The sequence below is a fragment of the Chryseobacterium sp. BGA-UO-ETr-SB22 genome (genome assembly GCF_059567885.1).
Map to the genome: position 1 here is coordinate 1 of NZ_JCAQOV010000001.1, position 18,457 is coordinate 18,457.

The 18,457-nt window shown below is 35.1% G+C and carries 15 protein-coding genes; all 15 read right to left on the reverse strand.

Annotated elements, in window-relative coordinates; translation table 11 throughout:
* Positions 1-262 precede the first annotated feature (262 nt).
* Positions 263-949 carry a hypothetical protein gene (locus AC57AW_RS00005; RefSeq protein WP_496350372.1) on the reverse strand — a complete coding sequence of 229 codons (687 nt, stop codon included), beginning with the start codon at positions 947-949 and terminating at the stop codon, positions 263-265.
* A 5-nt stretch (positions 950-954) separates the two neighbouring features.
* On the reverse strand, positions 955-1,818 hold the full coding sequence (rfbD, locus tag AC57AW_RS00010; RefSeq protein ID WP_496350373.1) for a dTDP-4-dehydrorhamnose reductase: 864 nt from the start codon (positions 1,816-1,818) through the stop codon (positions 955-957).
* Positions 1,819-1,866: 48 nt separating this feature from the next.
* Positions 1,867-2,352, reverse strand: coding sequence for an acyl-CoA thioesterase (locus tag AC57AW_RS00015; protein WP_318848321.1), 486 nt, complete (start codon positions 2,350-2,352; stop codon positions 1,867-1,869).
* A 70-nt stretch (positions 2,353-2,422) separates the two neighbouring features.
* Positions 2,423-2,926, reverse strand: coding sequence for an OmpH/Skp family outer membrane protein (locus tag AC57AW_RS00020; RefSeq protein WP_318848322.1), 504 nt, complete (start codon positions 2,924-2,926; stop codon positions 2,423-2,425).
* Between the two features lie 67 nt (positions 2,927-2,993).
* Positions 2,994-3,548, reverse strand: a complete 555-nt coding sequence (locus tag AC57AW_RS00025) for an OmpH/Skp family outer membrane protein (RefSeq protein WP_496350374.1) — start codon at positions 3,546-3,548, stop codon at positions 2,994-2,996.
* Between the two features lie 8 nt (positions 3,549-3,556).
* The gene (gene bamA / locus AC57AW_RS00030; protein WP_496350375.1) at positions 3,557-6,091 is read right to left on the reverse strand and encodes an outer membrane protein assembly factor BamA; all 2,535 of its coding nucleotides are present in this window, start codon (positions 6,089-6,091) and stop codon (positions 3,557-3,559) included.
* A gap of 28 nt (positions 6,092-6,119) precedes the next feature.
* Positions 6,120-6,869: an undecaprenyl pyrophosphate synthase gene (gene uppS, locus AC57AW_RS00035; RefSeq protein ID WP_496350376.1), complete on the reverse strand. Its 750-nt coding sequence runs from the start codon at positions 6,867-6,869 to the stop codon at positions 6,120-6,122.
* Position 6,870: 1 nt separating this feature from the next.
* Positions 6,871-7,761, reverse strand: coding sequence for a type IX secretion system protein PorG (gene porG / locus AC57AW_RS00040; RefSeq protein ID WP_496350377.1), 891 nt, complete (start codon positions 7,759-7,761; stop codon positions 6,871-6,873).
* Between the two features lie 213 nt (positions 7,762-7,974).
* On the reverse strand, positions 7,975-10,467 hold the full coding sequence (locus AC57AW_RS00045; protein ID WP_496350378.1) for a polysaccharide biosynthesis tyrosine autokinase: 2,493 nt from the start codon (positions 10,465-10,467) through the stop codon (positions 7,975-7,977).
* Between the two features lie 2 nt (positions 10,468-10,469).
* Positions 10,470-11,351, reverse strand: a complete 882-nt coding sequence (locus AC57AW_RS00050; protein ID WP_496350535.1) for a polysaccharide biosynthesis/export family protein — start codon at positions 11,349-11,351, stop codon at positions 10,470-10,472.
* 38 nt (positions 11,352-11,389) lie between these two features.
* On the reverse strand, positions 11,390-12,508 hold the full coding sequence (locus AC57AW_RS00055; RefSeq protein ID WP_318848329.1) for a glycosyltransferase family 4 protein: 1,119 nt from the start codon (positions 12,506-12,508) through the stop codon (positions 11,390-11,392).
* Positions 12,509-12,622: 114 nt separating this feature from the next.
* A complete protein-coding gene (locus AC57AW_RS00060) occupies positions 12,623-13,624 on the reverse strand; it encodes a glycosyltransferase family 2 protein (protein ID WP_496350379.1) in 1,002 nt (333 codons plus the stop codon).
* 3 nt (positions 13,625-13,627) lie between these two features.
* Positions 13,628-14,698, reverse strand: coding sequence for a formimidoylglutamase (locus tag AC57AW_RS00065; RefSeq protein ID WP_318848331.1), 1,071 nt, complete (start codon positions 14,696-14,698; stop codon positions 13,628-13,630).
* A 252-nt stretch (positions 14,699-14,950) separates the two neighbouring features.
* Positions 14,951-15,325, reverse strand: a complete 375-nt coding sequence (locus tag AC57AW_RS00070) for a hypothetical protein (RefSeq protein ID WP_496350380.1) — start codon at positions 15,323-15,325, stop codon at positions 14,951-14,953.
* Between the two features lie 375 nt (positions 15,326-15,700).
* On the reverse strand, positions 15,701-18,277 hold the full coding sequence (topA, locus tag AC57AW_RS00075; protein WP_496350381.1) for a type I DNA topoisomerase: 2,577 nt from the start codon (positions 18,275-18,277) through the stop codon (positions 15,701-15,703).
* Between the last annotated feature and the right edge of the window lie 180 nt (positions 18,278-18,457).

Sequence of the window (18,457 nt, forward strand, 5' to 3'; positions counted from 1 at the left end):
TAAAGTTTTTCGTCTGTCTCTTTTTGAAGTTTTATAATGTTTCTGCTTATCTAAAAGCTCCTCTGCGCTTACTGAACCTCTTTCGTTTTTCAGTGGGGCAAAGATAGAAACTTCTACCATAACCCGCAACTTTATTTAACATAAAATTTACCGTTTCGTAATATTTAACCCTAATCAACTGACTCGCAGTAGGAAAAATTTTAAACATTTGTTTTAAATTTAAACTTACCAAAAACAAAACGAGTAATAATACTGTTACAGCCTATTCTTTTAGATTATTTTCTTTGTAGATGGCACTCAAAAATTCGGCATAAGACTTTTCCAGACCAATAATGTCCCCGGATTTAAGATTCAAACCTCCTACTCCTGAGTTATCCGGCTTTACTTTTAAAGATGAAACCTGAAAGTATAGGTTATCATCATTCGCTTTGGGCTGAACTTTTATCGTAGAGCCTAAAAGTTTTTTAGTTGAAATTGTATAGACTTCGCCAGGAACAATTTTTAATTTTAAAAATGATCTGGGAGAGATCGTATAATCTTTACGATTGATACTTATTTTCTGATCTTTTTCAGAGGATGCAAATACATACATCATTCTATGCTGGGCAGCCAACTTTTCTTTAGGTGTATAGTATAAAGCAATTTTATAATTGGCAACATTGAATGACTGGGCTGTCCCATCCACATTTTCGAAAGGTTTTAATTCAAAGGTATTAGCACCGATTTCTTTTGCTTTTTTATAGACTAAGGAAAAAACGAGTGCATCGTCTTTTGAAAATCCCTGGACTTCAACTTCTCCTAAATATATGACATCTGTAGTGGCTGCTTCTTTTTTATATAAGAATTTATCCTGATTATCATTTGTTTTTTCAACCTTAGTGAGATAAACATTCTGTGCATTCCATAGCTGGATACACAATACGGAAAAGATGATTGCAATATTCTTCATATATATTATTGTTGTGAAAGTGTTTCAACACATTCTTCAAGACTGTTTTCCCAATGTTTGGGTTCTATTTTGTAAGTCTCTTCTATTTTGTCTAAGGACATCGTACTTCTTACAGGCCTTTTCGCGGGTGTTGGGTACTGTTCGGTTGTTAATGGATTCAATTTTACTGAAGATTTTGAAAATTCAGCAATTTTTTGGGCAAATTCAAACCAGGTTGTCTCCGGATAGTTTGAGAAGTGAAAGACTCCATAGATTTTATGATGAGCTGTGATGATCTCCATAATAGCTTCTGCCAGGTCGTTCGCGTTGGTTGGCTGTCCGAACTGATCAGCAACAATTCCCAATTCTTTTTTCTGAGAGAATAGGTTCAGCATTGTTTTCACAAAATTCTTATTGAACTCAGAGTACAGCCATGAAGTTCTCAGAATAATTGTTTTAGGATTCAGTTCCAGTGCAAGTTCTTCTCCTTTTCTTTTTGATTCTCCATACACACCTATTGGGTTCGTAAAATCGTCTTCAGAGTATGGAAGGTTTGTAGTTCCATCAAAAACATAGTCTGTAGAAACATGAATCAGGGTAGATTTATTATCTGCGCACGCCTGAGCAAGGTGAGCTACCCCGTCAGCATTTACTGCAAAAGCTTTTTCTTTTTCAGTTTCTGCCAGATCTACTGCTGTGTATGCTGAAGCATTGATGCAGTAATCAGGTTTGTTATCATAAAAGAAATCGTTTACCTGGTCTTCATTGGTAACATCAAGAGTGGATGAGTCTGTAAATAAGAATTCATATTGATGTTCAAAGTCCAGGGCTATTTTTCTAATGCAGTTTCCTAATTGTCCGTTACTTCCTATTACTGCTATTTTTTTCATTTATATATTATTAATTTTTAAGTTGGAATCTTCAATAAGAGTTGCTGATTAAGAATTTTTCGCGTTTTGACTTCTTAAAAACTTCACTCTCGACTGGAAGTCTTTCTGTATCAAATCTACATAAAACTTATCGAAAATTTCTTTGATATCTTCGGGATGAACTTCAGATTTTCTTGTTTTGACATTGAAATAGATAATAGTTACCCAAAGTACAGCATGAGTTGTCTTTTCATCCAAACTTTTCATCAGGATTTCAACTTTTGCAGTTCTATCCTGTACATCGATGGTTTTGCTGCTGATGACAACCTGCGTATTATATCTTACTTCTTTTAAGTATGCTATTTCATTTTGAATCGCAATCCAGGTACAGCCGGTTTTCTTGGTATATTCTTCGTATGTAAATCCATAAAATGTTTCTACATGATCTTCTCTGGCATTGAACATATAATCAAGATATTTTACATTATTCAAATGTCCTATCGGATCACAGTCACTAAACCTAACTTTTACCGTAGTTGATACTTCTTTTTCCATTCCGCAAAAATAAAAAAACCACCTCTAAAAGAGGTGGTTAGTTTTATAAATCTTTGTTAATTTGCTGAAATTATTGAATTCCTAATTCTTTCTTTACAGCTGCAGTAGCATCAGCTCCTGCTTTATAAAGGAATGCAGGTGAATTTGCATCCATAATGTAATCGTATCCACTAGCTTTAGCTACTTTCTCTACTGCATCATTTAACTTTTTCTCAACTGGTCCGAAAGCCAGGTCTTGCTTAGCTTGTAGATCTTTTTGAGCTTTGTCCTGCATTTGCTGGATTTCTTCAGCTAATTTTTTCATTTCCGCTTCTCTTGCTGCGTTTTCATCAGCAGTTTTTTTCGGAGCTTCTGTCTGATATTGCTGATATTTAGTCTGAGCAGCATCTGCTTTTTTCTTAATCTCAGCTTGTTTTGTATCTAAGAATGTTTTAAGATCAGCATCTGCTTTCTTTTTCTCCGGCATAGCGTTAAGAACTCCCATTACATCTAAAGTAGCAATTTTTTGAGCTTTTGCCATACCTACAGATACAACCATCATTACTGCTGCAAATAATACACTTAATTTTTTCATAACTGGTAAATAAATAATTTAATTTGTTTTTAGATTTTAAAATATAGCAAAAGTTAATTTTTATAATTTATTTTTTGCTTTTGCTATTTGTTTTTTCCTTCTTATCTGTTCCTTTTAGCAAAACAGACAATACTTTCTCGGTGTAATCATATTTTGACTGAAGGAAAATAACACTAATGTTATTGCTTTTATCAAGAACTATGCCCAATCCATTTTTCTCGGACATTGTTTTGATGGCTCCCCAGATCTGATCCTGAAAAGGCAAAACAAGGTTTGTTCTCAGTTTTGTAATTTCACCGTTAGCTCCAAAACGTAAGCTAGTAGTAGTTTTAATATTTTTATCAAGGTCTACAACTTCTTTTTCTCTTAGTTTAAGCTGATCTCCTATTAATAATATTTTTTCGCTTTCAAAAGCAGCCTTTTTTCTTTCATATTCAGATTGAAGACTTTGAAGTTCAGACTCCCAGGTATCGATCTGAGAATTCAGTCTTGCTTCTGCTTCTTTATACTGAGGTAATTTATTTAAAATTTCATTAGTATCCACCACTCCTATTTTCTGGGCATTGCTGAATCCAAAAAACAAAAGTAATGCGAATGTAAAAGTTATTTTAAGGTGCTTCATATCTGTAATTATAATGTTTGGTTCATCAAGAAGTGGTTACGCCATCCTGACTTATCACCTGATAACGTTTTATCAAGACCAAGTGCAAAGTCGAATCCGATCAATCCAAATGCTCCCATATATACTCTTACTCCAATTCCGACTGATCTTTTCAATTGGAATGGGCTGTAAGAACTCCACGAGTTCCATACGTTACCTCCTTCAGCGAATGTCAATGCATAGATTTTTGCAGTCTGGCTCATTGAGATCGGGTATCTCAATTCTAAAGTAAATCTGTTATAGATTGTACCACCACCTGTCTGGGTAATATCATCTGCCTGACCTCCTTCTGTACTGGCATTTTCATATCCTCTTAAAGGAATCAATTCTCTACCGTCATATCTACCTCCGAAAAGACCTGTACCTCCCATATAGAATCTTTCAAATGGCGGAGCTCCCAATTTACTGTTATATCCATCCATGAATCCCATTTCTGCAGAAGATCTCAAGACAAGTTTTCCAATGATTTCATTATAAACATCTGCCTTGAATTTAATCTTATAGAATTCCATCCACTTATACTTGTCAATAGCTGACATTGTGGAGTAATCTTTCTTTTTAAACAATGAGTATGGAGGTGTCAGTTTTGCTGAAAGCTCAATATTGGATCCCATTGTAGGGAAGATTGGGTCGATACCTGCTGAGTTTCTGCTCAACCCTAAGTTGATACTGAAGTTATTGGCAGTACCATTATTTTCTGTAGTATTTCCAAACTGGAACGGATAGTTATTGAAGTCATACTTCTGGAACTGTAATCCTGTATAAAGTGAGAAATAGTCATCCGGCCAGTTCAATAGTCTGTTTAAACCTGCTGAAGCTGAGAAAATGTTCAATTTCTGAGCTGCTCCGTATTGATCTGTATATCTTACTCTGGAGTTATTCAAACTTACTGAAAGGGCTGTTGCTCTTGTACCAAATAACCATGGTTCTGTGAATGACACTCCATAGTTCTGGAAGTACTGTCCTGCCTGAACCTGAATAGAGAAGGTTTGTCCGTCTCCCTGAGGTACTGGTTTGAAGTCTTTAAACTTAAGGAAGTTCTTTAATGAGAAGTTATTGAAAGTTAATCCTAAAGTACCAATGAAGCTGTTACCACCGTAACCAGCCTGCAGCTGCACCTGAGAAGATCCTTTTTCTACCAGTTTCCAGTTAATATCAACGGTATTATCTACCTGATTTGGCTGAATATCCTGTCCAATCTGCTGAGGGTCAAAGAATGACATCCCTGCCAGATCGAAGTATGTTCTTTTAATTTCCGTTTTCTTGAACAGCTCTCCCGGTTTTGTTCTTAGGGCTCTAAGAATTACGTGGTCATGAGTTGTTGTGTTCCCCTGCCATGATACTTTGTTCCAGGTAGCCTGCTCTCCTTCGTTAATTCTAACTTCAAGGTTTACGGCATCTCCTGATACTGATTTTTCAACAGGTGTTACATTGGAGAAAAGGTAACCATTGTTCATGTAAACAGATTTGATATCTGAATCATCTTCTTTACCACCGTCTTCTCCTACTTTTTTGTTGAATCCTACAGCATCGTAAATATCTCCTTTCTTATATCCCAGCAATCTTTGTAAATATTCTGTAGCGTATACTGTATTACCTGTGAACGTAACGTCCCCGATGTAATATTTTTTACCCTCGTTAAGTTTTACATTGATTTCGTAGTTATTTCTTTTGTTTCTCCATACTGAGTCTGAAACGATTTTTGCATCTCTATATCCCAGGGAGTTATAATAATTGATAAGACCTTGCTTATCTTCCTGATATTTATCTTCAATGAATTTTGAGGATTTCAAAATACCACCAATACCGAAACGTTTTTGCTTCGTTTCTTTGAAAGCCTTATTTCTAAGCTTACTATCGGTTACACTTTCGTTTCCTTCAAATTCAATATGATCAATCTTAATTCTTTTCCCTTTCTCTACAGTAATAGTCCAGTCTACTAAAGCAGGATCTCCTGCGTTTACTTTATCCTGAATACTGATTTTGGCATCTGCAAAACCTTTTTTAATATAGTCTTTAGGGACATTCGTTTTAAGGCTAGAAACTAAGTTTTGAGTAATCTTAGTTCCTGGTTTAAGGTTGTTATCCTTTGCCAGTTTTTCACTTTTAGATTTACCAATTCCTTTTCCTGTGAATTTCACTTCTCCAAGCTCTTTCAGATCCTGCAGGTGAAATTTCAGAACGATTGTCTGTCCTTCAATGCTTTGAACATACACTTCCACCTCAGAAAAAGATTGGGTATCCCAAAGTTTTTTAACAGCATTGCTGATTTTCTGTCCTGGAATATCTACACTTTCTCCTTTTGTAAGGCCTGTAAATCTTAAGATCTGAGCTGGTGTATATTTTTTTACCCCATCTACGACGATGTCTTTAAGTGTATAAGTGCCTGCCTCATTTTCTGCATGAACAGCATTATTTACTTTTGTGCTGTCTTGTGGAGTTACTTGTCCATAAAAATGTGCAGAAGCAGCAAACATAATGATGGGTAATAGTCTAAACTTCATTTTATCGAGTCTTTCTTTTCTTAAAATTTTATTGGCCTTTTACTTGCTCACCGGTTAAACCGTATCTTCTTTCTTTGTTTTGATAATCAACAATACATTGGAAGAAAATATCTTTGGTAAAATCCGGCCACAGAACATTTAAAAACTGTAATTCTGCATAAGCGATCTGCCAAAGCAGAAAATTGCTTATTCTTATTTCACCGCTGGTTCTGATCAGTAGGTCTACAGGAGGAAAATCTTTTGTATAAAGATAGCTTTCAAATAAACTTTCGTTAATATCATTTATCTCTACTTTTCCTTCTTTTACATCAGAACTTATATTTTTAACGGCTTCCAACATTTCATTTTGTGATCCATAGCTTATAGCCAATACAAGGTTCCCCTTTGTGTTTTCTTTTGTGAGTTCTACCACACGTTCCAACTGCTCTTTTACTAAAGTGGGCAGTTTTTCCAGATTCCCTATCACATGCATTCTCAATCCTTTGCTGAAGATCTCTTCTGCCTCAAGCAGTAAGGTCTCTACCAACAGATTCATCAGTGTATTCACTTCTTCAGTTGGACGGCTCCAATTTTCTGAAGAGAATGTATAAAGTGTTAGATAAGGGATATTAATCTCATTACAAGCATTAATGGCATTTCTTACTGCATTAATGGCATTTTTGTGACCGAAAGTTCTTTCTTCGCCACGAGATTTTGCCCATCTTCCATTACCATCCATAATGATGGCTACGTGTTTTGGTAAATTCTCAGAATTTATTTTATTTTTAATCAACGACATATTATTCACAATAACATGGAGGTCTTCCGAACGAATACGTGAGTCCTAAGCTGAAAGTATTCATCCAGTCGTTCGATCTCGTATCTCCAATATTTCTCTTTTTAATAAACTCTGCTTCTCTTTCTTTAGAAACTGCATAATAATTTCCTGACTGCAATAATGAACCTCCTGTAGCAGGGTCCAAAATATCCGCATTAAAGGAAGTCTTTACATCTTTGTCAAGGATCTTACTATGATCCAACTGATCTGTCAATGTATATCTTAATGTAGCTTCTGCAAATATTGCCCAAGAATGGTTGAATTTATATTTCAAACCTACCCCAAAAGGAATATGCATCGTTACTTTTTTCCCTAATGAATATTCTGTTTTCGTAGTAAAATCCAATTCATTGATTGGAGCCTGCGCTACACCATCCGCATCTCTTCTGAAGTCATTCACAAGATTTGCTTTAGGAGCATCAAACATTAAAGCACCAACACCTCCGAAGATATAAGGGCTTAGCATGCTGATCTGCTCATTATTTACTGGGAAAAAGTTATATTCAAACATTAAACTCGCCTCATACACATTATTTTTTCCGTATGAGTTTCTATTTCTTCTATAATCCTCTTTGGCAGCTTTATCACTAAACTGAATCTGGTTGTATCCTAAATCCAATCTAACGGTCTGATGTGGGTTAAAATTAAATCTATATAACAAACCTCCATAAAATGGGACGCCCAAATCTGACACTCTGTTTAAATCCAACGGCTTCTGTAAAATATAATTTGTCCTTCCTACATCTCCCACTAGGTTACTCATACCTAGACGAACTCCCAATTCGTTTCTTTGTGCTTTAACACTTACCACTCCAAGGAAGGCAAGGAAGCTAAACAATAGTTTTTTATTCATAAAAGAATATGGATTTATGGTTATTTTAAAATTTAATTTTTGCAAATATAAAACTTTTTTATATTAATGATAATCTTAATGTTTAGTTAAAAATAAACAAAAAAACATAATTTGTTATAAAGTAAACGGCAAAGTGGCAAAAATATTCTTTTTTTCATAGAATGAAAATACATTAAATATGAAAAAACCCCCATTAAATGAGGGTTTAATGCTTTATTTTTTATTAAATAATACCTGTACCTTATTTCTGATCCTTATTAATAAAGGCTCTTTATAGTTTTTATCTTCATCAAAATATCCGTAACCATAACCATATCCGTAGCCATAACCGTAACCTTGTTTCGTATTATAATCATTATAAACAAGTCCCAGATTTTCAATTTCATCATTATGATACTTTTCCGTAATCATTTTCAGCATGTACTTTTCTGTGTATTCATGACGTACAACATAAAGGTTGGCATCAGAATACTTCATCAGTTCATATGAGTCTGCCACTAATCCTACTGGCGGTGAATCTATAATAATGAAATCGTATCTTTCTTTCAGTTCTTCTATAAATCTGATATTTCTCTGGCTCATTAAAAGCTCAGAAGGGTTTGGCGGGATAGGTCCTGAAGTGGCAACATCAAGATTCGGGATTCTTGTTTTGTTGACAATCTGATCAATTCCTACTTCTCCTGTCAGATAATTTGAAATACCATATTTATTATCAATCTTGAAGTCTCCAAAGATTTTTGGTTTTCTAAGGTCCATCCCCAATAAGATAGTTTTTTTATCACTTAAGCCTATTACGGATGCCAGATTAATGGAAATATAAGTTTTTCCTTCTCCACCGATGGATGATGTAATTAATATGACTTTACCTTTTTGATCATCATTATCCATCAAAAATCTCATATTCGCTCTTATTCCCCTAAAGGCTTCTGATACTGACGATTTTGGTTGTTCCAGAACAGTAAGCATATTTTCATTATTGTTATTTCCGATAACCCCAAGAAGTGGAATTTTCGTAGCACTTAAAAGCTCTTTGATATTTCGGAGCTTGTTGTCAAGCACTTCACCAATCAAGATAAACAATAGCGGAAGCAACAACATTCCTGAAATAATAGCTGTTTTTGCCAGTTTTACATTAGGGCCAATTGGTCTTTGTCCTAAATTTTTAGCCGGGTCAATTACTGTAATATCAGACTGATTGGTAGCCATTCTCATCTGGGTATCACTCTGTCTGCCCAAAAGGCTGTTATAAGTAGCTTCAATCATGTTATAGCCTCTCTCTGCATCCAGATATTTTCTTTCTTTTTCAGGATAAGTTGCTAAATCAGAATTGGCACCAGCCATTTCACGATCTATTTTATTGATCTCTTCATAATATCTGTTATAATAGCTTCTCAAACTATTCGATGACCCCATTCTTGCTTCATCAATAAGCCTGTTGATTTCTTTCATAGGCTCTGATGACGGCTTATAAATGGTAGCCATCTCCGCTTTTTTGGTATATAAAGCTTTAAGTTCAGAAACCGTTGCTGAGAAAATACCATCTTCAAAACCGGCTGCATTTGTTCCGATCATTTTATCGAAATTCTGAGACTGAAGGGTGTTCTTGATGTTATTTAGAGAACTGATTTTGCTTATAATATCAGCTTTTTTAGCTTCAAGTTCTTTTATTTTTTCAAGAGATTTTTCGTCTCTGTCTTTAATATTATAAAGTTTTTCTGAAGTCTTTAAATAATTAAGCACATTTGCGCTTGAATCAAGTTTTTTACGGATGTTCGCAAGGTTGTCTTTTAAGAAAATATCTGTATTCTTATTAACAATATTTTTATCAGCAAGTCTCTTTTTCTGTAGTTCTGCAACGGATTTATTCAGAAAATTAACTGTACTATTAAGGTTGTATCCTGTTTTAGTAATAATCATAATAGACCTGATTTCTTTATCAAAGTCTACTCCTGTGGTAGAAACAATTTCATTTACACTCTGGTTGACAGAGTTTAGGTTAATGATAATATTATCCAGCTTAATTTTGGTAGGAACAGGGTTTTGAAGCAGTCTGAATCTCAGGTTAGGAGAAGTATACCACTCATTAATTTTAATGGTTTTATCCGCTGGCCTGCCATAAGAGTTAATATCCTGAAAGCCTTCTACTTCATAGCTATATAAGCTCGTAGATTCTCCTTCTTCAGGCAAAACCACTTCATAAGTCCCATTCCCTTTCGGTATCAGAGTAATAGGATAATTGATCTGTTGAAGGTGCTTTTTATCAATCTGAAGAAAGACTGGTGAATCATCTTTATCTAGGTAAGTAGATTTTATAAGTCCTTTGGTAGAATAGTTCACAAAAAGGTCTAATTCTTTTACCAAAAATTCGTTATGGGATCTGGATAAAAGCATTTTCTTCAAATAAAGCCCATCCTGATTTCCTGTATCTCCCCAAATGAAGTTAATAGATTGGTTAGACTGAGTGGGCAGAAACTCGGAAGCTTTACTGGAAGTACTTAATGATAAGTCTGATGCATAAATATTTTGTGCATAATATTTACTGTACACCCAAGACATCGCATAGCCAACGATCAGCATCAATACAAACCAGTACCAGTTTTTTAGAATCCTTCTTAAAAAGTGCTCTAAATCAAATAATGCGAATGTCCCAGATTTATCTTTCTGAGAATTATTCTTCTCTGCAGCGTTTACTCTTTCTGGAATCATGACTAAAGATTTTTAAGGAGTAAATAAATAGACAATGCAGTAGTAATTACAGAAACTCCTGTAGTCAAAGTCTGGATTGGGTCTTTTCCGAATCCATTCAAGCTTTTCGCTCTTGTATTCAGGTAGATTTCATCTCCGTTTTGTACATAGTAGTAAGGAGAGTTCATAACATCTTCACGGGTAAGATCTATTTTGGCAATTTTGATTCCTTCTGGAAGTTTTCTGTGGATAACGACTTCTTTTTTATCAATAGTTCTGTTTAATCCACCATTAATCGCCAATGCTTCAGTAATGGTAAGGGTATTTTTGTGTGCTACTTTTTCGCCTGAAAGTCCTGTAGTTTCCACATCCCCAAGAATATAATAAGTAATACCGTCCGTATTCAGTCGTACTTCAGATTTTCCTTCCTGGAAGTTTTCGTTTACTTTATCCTGTATCTCTTTTGTAATATCATCAAGGGTTCTTCCTTCAGCTTTTATATATCCTATTCCGAAAACATTGATATCACCATTGGAATCAACTTTCAGTCCGTTAAAATAAAAATTCATATTTCCACCTCTGTTTCCTCCGGAGTTAGCACCAATTCCACCTCCTACGGATCCTCCTCCTGATATTGCAGAACTTGTTGCACCTCCACCAGAAATTCCGCCTGAAACATTGTAAGAGGAATAAAATTGTGCGGCATCACCTTTGGGAGTTGTCACAATATTAAGATTAAGGATGTCATTTTTGGTAATCCTGTACACGGGAATATTGTAAGGAATAAGACCTTCTTCGTTAATGACAAGGCTTTCGCTTGGCTGCAAGTATCTCACATCCTTTGTTGTGATACATGAGGTAACTAAAAAAGGGAATATTAAAAATAAATACTTAAAATTCTTCATCATATTTGAATATTGTTTACAAAAGTAATATTTAATTGTTAATTTTTGTTATTTCTTAATCGATATAGCAAATCTGGAAGATAAGCTCCGAAAAAGCCTAATGAAAGAATCACCAATAATAACAGATTGACATTAATATGTCTTAAATAATAAGCAGCCCCCACAATCATTAAATAGTACAGAATGATATAAAAAGTAGATCTTCTGTGGGTAAGATTTAGCTTCAATAGCTTATGGTGAATGTGATTTTTATCTGCATCAAACGGTGATTTTTTATTGTAAAGTCTCACCACTATTACATTTAATGTATCTACAATGGGAAGAATAAGGATAGCTACAGCAACTACTGGAGCAGACTGAAGGTGATACCGTGGCACATCTGCCAGGTTTTTATCAATAAAAATATCTATGAAACAAATAGAGGTAAATGCCAGTAAAAAGCCAAGCAGCATGGATCCGGTATCTCCCATAAATATTTTAAGGGTACGATAGTTGGACAGGTTATAATACAGGAAAGCCAATACAGTCCCAATAATAATAACAGACAATACTACCAGCGGATAATTATATTCTCCCAACCGATAATAGCTTATTCCAAATAAAGCACTACAGATTACAGAATAACCGCCTGCCAAGCCGTCGATCCCGTCGATCAGGTTGAAAGCATTAATCAGAATAATAAAGGTGATAATACTGAACAGGACACTTACAAAATACTCCAGCTCATACACGCCCAATATCCCAAATAAGCTTCTGATTCTAATATCTGAACCAATAACCACCAGTGAAGACACTACAATTTGTGCAACAAGTTTTTTGTAAGCCCTCATTACAACAATATCATCCATTACCCCTACATAAAGCAGGATAATTAATGAAGCAAATAAAAATTTGTAGAGATCAAAAAGCTCATAGGCAAAAATAGAAGCACAGATTCCTATTGAATAGAAGATGGCAATTCCGCCAAGATTAGGAATTTCTCTAAGGTGCGAACTTCTTATTCCAGGCTCATCCATCAGGTTCTTTCTTCTTGAGATCTTGACAATGGTAGGAATGGAGAAAAAGGTAATTAAAAAAGCGAATACGAAACCAAGTCCTATTTTTATGTAGAAAATAGGTATTCCTGATCCGCTTAAGAACAATTCAAAATTTTTCATTCTTTTCTTATTCAGCACTTGTATCTCCCAATAAAACTCACAATGCAGAACTTATAAAGAACTTCATCATCATTTTTCTATTGCTCGAAACAACAGTACATACATTTGTGTTTATTAAACCAACTTTCTTATCAATCTTTTCTGTCCTCCAAAAAACAAGAGATAAAAAATTTTTTTCTTCAAAGGCAAAGATAAAAGATAATTCTTACCAAAACGACTATACTTCAATATATCTTGAATTTTTATTTGTCTTTCTTTCATAAAAAGAACCAACTGATCAGACATACTATAAAATAATTCTTCTTTTTTCACAAACGCCAGATAGGCCAGAAATGAATAAACTCCTTCAAAGATCTGGAAGTTTTTCAATTCCTCTTTTTTGTGGGAATATTGAGATTCATTAAAAATATTTTCTACATCAGCCACTGCCTTCAGCATATCAATTCCCTTTTCTGTATGGGTTTTTGTAATAGAATCAGTACGTTCAAGATATTGATAATGAAAATTCTGGGTTTGAGCGATGGTATCACATTCCAATAAAAGTTGTGGAATCAGCTGAATATCTTCAAAATGAACTCCTTTTTTGAATCTTCTCTGATTAAAAAGTTCTTTTTTGAACAGTTTATTGCATGCAAAGTAACTGATATCTGAGAATACTGAAAAATTACTTTCAAGAGCAATTTTCTCGGGCATGTTGGGAAGCTGAGTTAGTTTTTGAGTAACCTTCCCATTTTCATCCACTTTCTGAATATTGCAGATTACCATTTTTGCCTGATGTTTTTCTGCTAACAAAAACATTTCTTCAAACATCGTTTCGGAAACATAGTCATCGCTGTCTACGAAACCTATATAATCTCCGGCAGCTCTATCAATTCCAAAGTTGCGGGCATCACTTAATCCTCCGTTTTCTTTGGTAAAAGCTTTTATTTTTTCCGGATACCTTTGTGCATATTCTTCAATGATTTTTTCAGAATTATCTTTGCTTCCATCGTTTACTACAAGAATCTCGATATTAGGAAGACTCTGCTTCACCAGGGAGTCAAGGCATTTTGTCAAATAATTTTCGACATTATAAACAGGAACAATAATGGATACTTTTGGGGGAGCATTTGTCATACATTAAAATTTCGTCAGTCTTGCATTCAGCCATCCTTTTTTAGCTTCATCAAAATCTTTTCTGGAGCATGGAATGCAGTTTTCTATATTTTCATCATCACCAAAATACCACAAATTACTGAAAGTATCACGCTTGAAAGCATATTGTCTGTCGTCTATCAAAACATAGAACAGCTCATAATGTCTTTCCTTCGGATGCGAGTGCTGGATATTGATTCCTTCAATCAGATACCATAACATTTGTGCTAAAAGCTGGTGGTTCAGCTGATTTTCTGAATAAATATTATAATTAAAAATCCCTACAGATTTCAGATTTTCACTTAATCCAATTTCTTTCATGTAAGCGCAAATCTCTCTTCTGTTTAATCCATTTACCTGTGGATTCATAGAAAAAGGCTCACTGAAGCTTTCCACAGCATCACAGTTTAAGGTAACCAGATCTGTTTTTCTGAAGAAAGGTTCTGTTTTTTCTGTAGAATTCATCATTTCAGCAAGACGGATAATATCAAACTCTACTTCTTTGATCAATCTTACAGAATCCATTTCATTCAAATGTTTTTGATATCCTAAATGATGATAATTTTTAATGGAGAAATTCTTGGCACCGAAAATTTTGCCTAGAAAAGTATGTTCATTGATTGTTTCCCCCTGCTGAAGGGAGATAATATTACTGATCTGGGTATAATTGATGTTTTTCTGATGAAAATTCAAAGCAGAAAATAATGAAAAGGCAAAATCATTGGATCCACCTACAATCACAGGAATTGCTCTTTTATAGTGACATGCTGACAGGACTTCCTGCAAAATATAATGGGTATCCTGAACAGATTTCCCAGACACCAGATCTCCAAGATCCACAACAGGAATCTCAAAGTCCATCTGTGAAAGTTTATAAAACTCATTCCTTACGGCTGTAAAATCCTGCACTTCTGCATCTCCGCCCACTCCTCTGTAATCTGACACAAACAAAAGAACAATACTGTCTTCTTTGATCTCTTTTGTAATCCGATTTCCTATCTGCCAGCTTTCTGTTTTGAAATTCCTTGGTGAAATGATAAAGTCTTCGAAATCCATATTTTAATTTGAATGTAATAATTTATTAATTGCTTGATGTAACAAACATACAAAAAACATAGGAACTGAGTGGAGCGTGTTTCTTTCTGTTCACAAAAAAAGCCGTCAACAAATTGTTAACGGCTTTGTATTTTCATCAACCTTGTCAAAGTTTAAAACTTTGATAAGGTTCCATTCATGAAACCTGTAAAAACAAATCCGCCTCATATATGACATGAGACGGACTTTTATTTTAATTCGTGTACTTGTTAATTAGCACTTTCCGAATGACTGGCTGATAATCGTTATTCCACCTATAATAATAGTAACTCTGATTCCTGTTGGAATTCCCCAGGTAGTACAAATAGATAAACAAGCCTGACCAGCCGTTCCATTAGGAATACTTAATGGTATACTAAAACAATATTTCCCGAAACCTAATGGTAAGTTGATACAAACTTTGTTGTTCTCAACAGTAATTGATATACACTCTGCTGTTACAAGAAGATAACCTGCGCTGGCGTTGGCAAGGCTTAAGTCTGATTCCGCCCCAGATGAACGGCGACTTGCCTGACTGTCTTCGTGTGATCTTTTTGCTGCTTCTAATGCGTGCGAAATAGCTTCTTCGCTAAATTTAAATTCTGCCATGATTTTATAGTTTTGTTTTCTTACTCGTTTGGCTTTTCAGAATCCGCCTCGTTTTTAAAGTGGTTTCTGAACTCCACCGTTTGTAATATTACGATGTAAAACTAAAGAATTAAAATGCTGAAAATCATAGTTTTAGTACTGAATTTTCAATTTCCGTATTTATACTTAGAGCTAAGTAATCATCGTCATTCACAAGATTAAATCCCAGTAAAGGGAAATTAATTTAACATATTATCCTATGTAGTTTTATTTTTTTTAAACGATTTCAATGAAAATCATAAGACAGAAAACTATGTTATCACTTAGCAGCTAACTTTATAAAAACAAAAAAAGCACAGACCTAAATCTGTGCTTTCCTATTTTATTAAAAACTATTTATTTTTTAGCTGCCGGTTTCTTAGCCGCAGGCTTTTTCGCTGTCGTAGCTGCCTTCTTGGTTGTGGCTGCTTTTTTCGCGGCAGGTTTTTTCTTTTCTGCAAAGGCTTTAGGATCCTGATCTGTAATCCATTTTTTAACCTCATCTAAAGAAAGTTCTTTCAATTCATCAGCTTCGTATTTTGTATCGTCTGCTTTCTTCGGAATTTTGAACATTGCTTTTCCGAATTTGATGAAAGGTCCCCATCTTCCATTTTCAATAGAAATTTTTTCTTTTTCCCACTGCTGGATATATCGGTTGGCTTCTTTTTCAAGTTTCGCATCAATTAATTCATTGATATCGCTTTGAGAAAGATTTTCAAAGTCATATTTCTTTGGAACATTTACGAAAATAGCCTTGTACTTAATAAATGGCCCGAATCTTCCTGTTCCTTTTGTAACCGGCTCTCCTTTATAAGTGGCAATAGGAGCATCAGCAATTTTCTTTTCGTTGATAATTTCCTCTGCACGTTTCTGATCTATAGAAAGAGGGTCTTCCCCTTTCGGAATGCTGATATAAGTTTCTCCCCATTTCACATAAGGTCCAAATCTACCAACCCCTACAGAAACCGGCTGTCCGTCAACTTCACTTAAATCGAATGGCAATTTGAATAATTCTAATGCCTCTTCAAAAGTAATCGTTGCAATATTCTGCCCTGTCATTAATGAAGCAAAAACTGGTTTTTCTTCATCATCTGTTTCTCCAATCTGGATCATCGCTCCAAATCTTCCGATTCTTGCATGAACATTTTTACCCGTCTTCGGATCTACTCCTAATAATCTGTCTCCTGTTGCACGGTCTGCATTTTCTTCTACGTCTTCAATTCTCGGGTGGAATTTTGAGTAGAAATTCGTCATCATTTCTTTCCATTTCTGGTCACCACTTGCAATTTCGTCAAAGCTTTCTTCTACTCTCGCTGTGAAACCGTAGTCAAGGATTTCTCTGAAGTTATCTGTCAGGAAATCATTCACCACTTCACCTATATCTGTAGGAAGAAATTTATTTTTATCTCCTCCAAATTTCTCTTCAAGAACTACTTTTTTGATCTTATCTTTTGCTAAAGACATTTTGACCACTTCACGGGTATGCGGCTCAACTTCTCTCTTATCCACATATTCTCTATTCTGAATCGTTTGAATCGTTGGAGCATAAGTAGATGGTCTACCAATCCCTAATTCTTCAAGTTTTCGCACCAATCCGGCTTCAGTATATCTTGCACTTGGTCTTGTGAATTTTTCAGTAGCGGTAATGGTTTTATAGTTTAAAACCTCTCCTACGCTTACTTTTGGCAACAATTTATCATTGTTCTCTTCATCTTCATCCTCTGTCTTCACAATACCGTAAGCTCTCAGGAAACCATCGAATATGATCACCTCTCCCTGTGCTTCAAAATGATGGGGTAATGATGCATTTCCAATTTCGATCACTGTCTTTTCAATTTTGGCATTAGCCATCTGAGAAGCTAGTGTTCTTCTGTATATAAGTTGATATAATTTATTCAGCTGTACATCACCTATGCTTTTCACTCCAAAATCCGTAGGTCGGATTGCTTCGTGAGCTTCCTGTGCTGAAGCAGATTTTGTAGTATAATTTCTTGGAGAAGAATATTCTGCTCCGTATTCTGATGTGATTTGTTTTTTTGCTCCTTCAATTGCTTCCTGAGAAAGGTTTACGGAGTCTGTTCTCATATAGGTAATGTACCCTTCCTCATACAGCCTTTGTGCCATACGCATGGTATTGGTTACATTATACCCAAGTCTTGAGGAAGCCTCCTGCTGTAATGTAGAAGTTGTAAAGGGAGCTGAAGCGGAACGTGTACCGGGCTTGGTTTCAACATTCAGAACTTTAAATTCTGTAGTTTTTGCCTGCTCCAGGAATTTTTCTGCATCTTCTTCTTTTTCGAAGTCTTTCTTTAGTTTAGCAGCTATTTCCTGCTCTGTTTTATTTAAAAAGATTCCGTCAAGTTTAAAACTTGCTTTTGGCATAAACTCACGAATCTCCTTTTCTCTTTCAACGATTAATCGTACAGCTACAGATTGTACTCTTCCTGCAGATAGTCCCGGTTTTACTTTCTTCCATAAAACGGGTGACATTTCAAAACCTACAATTCTGTCCAGCACTCTTCTTGCCTGCTGGGCATTTACTAAGTTCTGATCTATATCTCTTGGATTGTCGATTGCTTTTAGAATGGCATTTTTGGTAATCTCATGGAAAACAATTCTTTTTCTGTTTTCAGGCTTCAATTTCAATTCATCCGCCAGGTGCCATGCAATAGCTTCCCCTTCGCGGTCCTCATCGGAAGCGAGCCATACCATATCGGCTTTCTTTACTGCAGCCTTTAATTCGGTTACCAATTTCTTCTTGTCTGCTGAAACTTCGTAATCAGGACTGAATGTAGTAAGGTCTATCCCCATCCCTTTTTTAGGAAGGTCCCGGATGTGCCCGAAACTGGATTTTACTTCAAAATCCTTTCCTAAATATTTCTGAATAGTTTTTGCTTTTGCCGGGGACTCTACGATTACTAAATTTTTCGACATTCTAACTAAAAATTTTTGCAAAAGTAAAGCTTTTTTATTATATACTTTTTGTAAAACGGGTTTAATTTAACAATTCAGATGGTTTATACCTCTTTTCAACTCACATTTTTTAAAGATTCAAGTCCTTTGTAGTATAGGTTTTAGACCTTTATGTAGATTAAACATTTATTATATAGAATT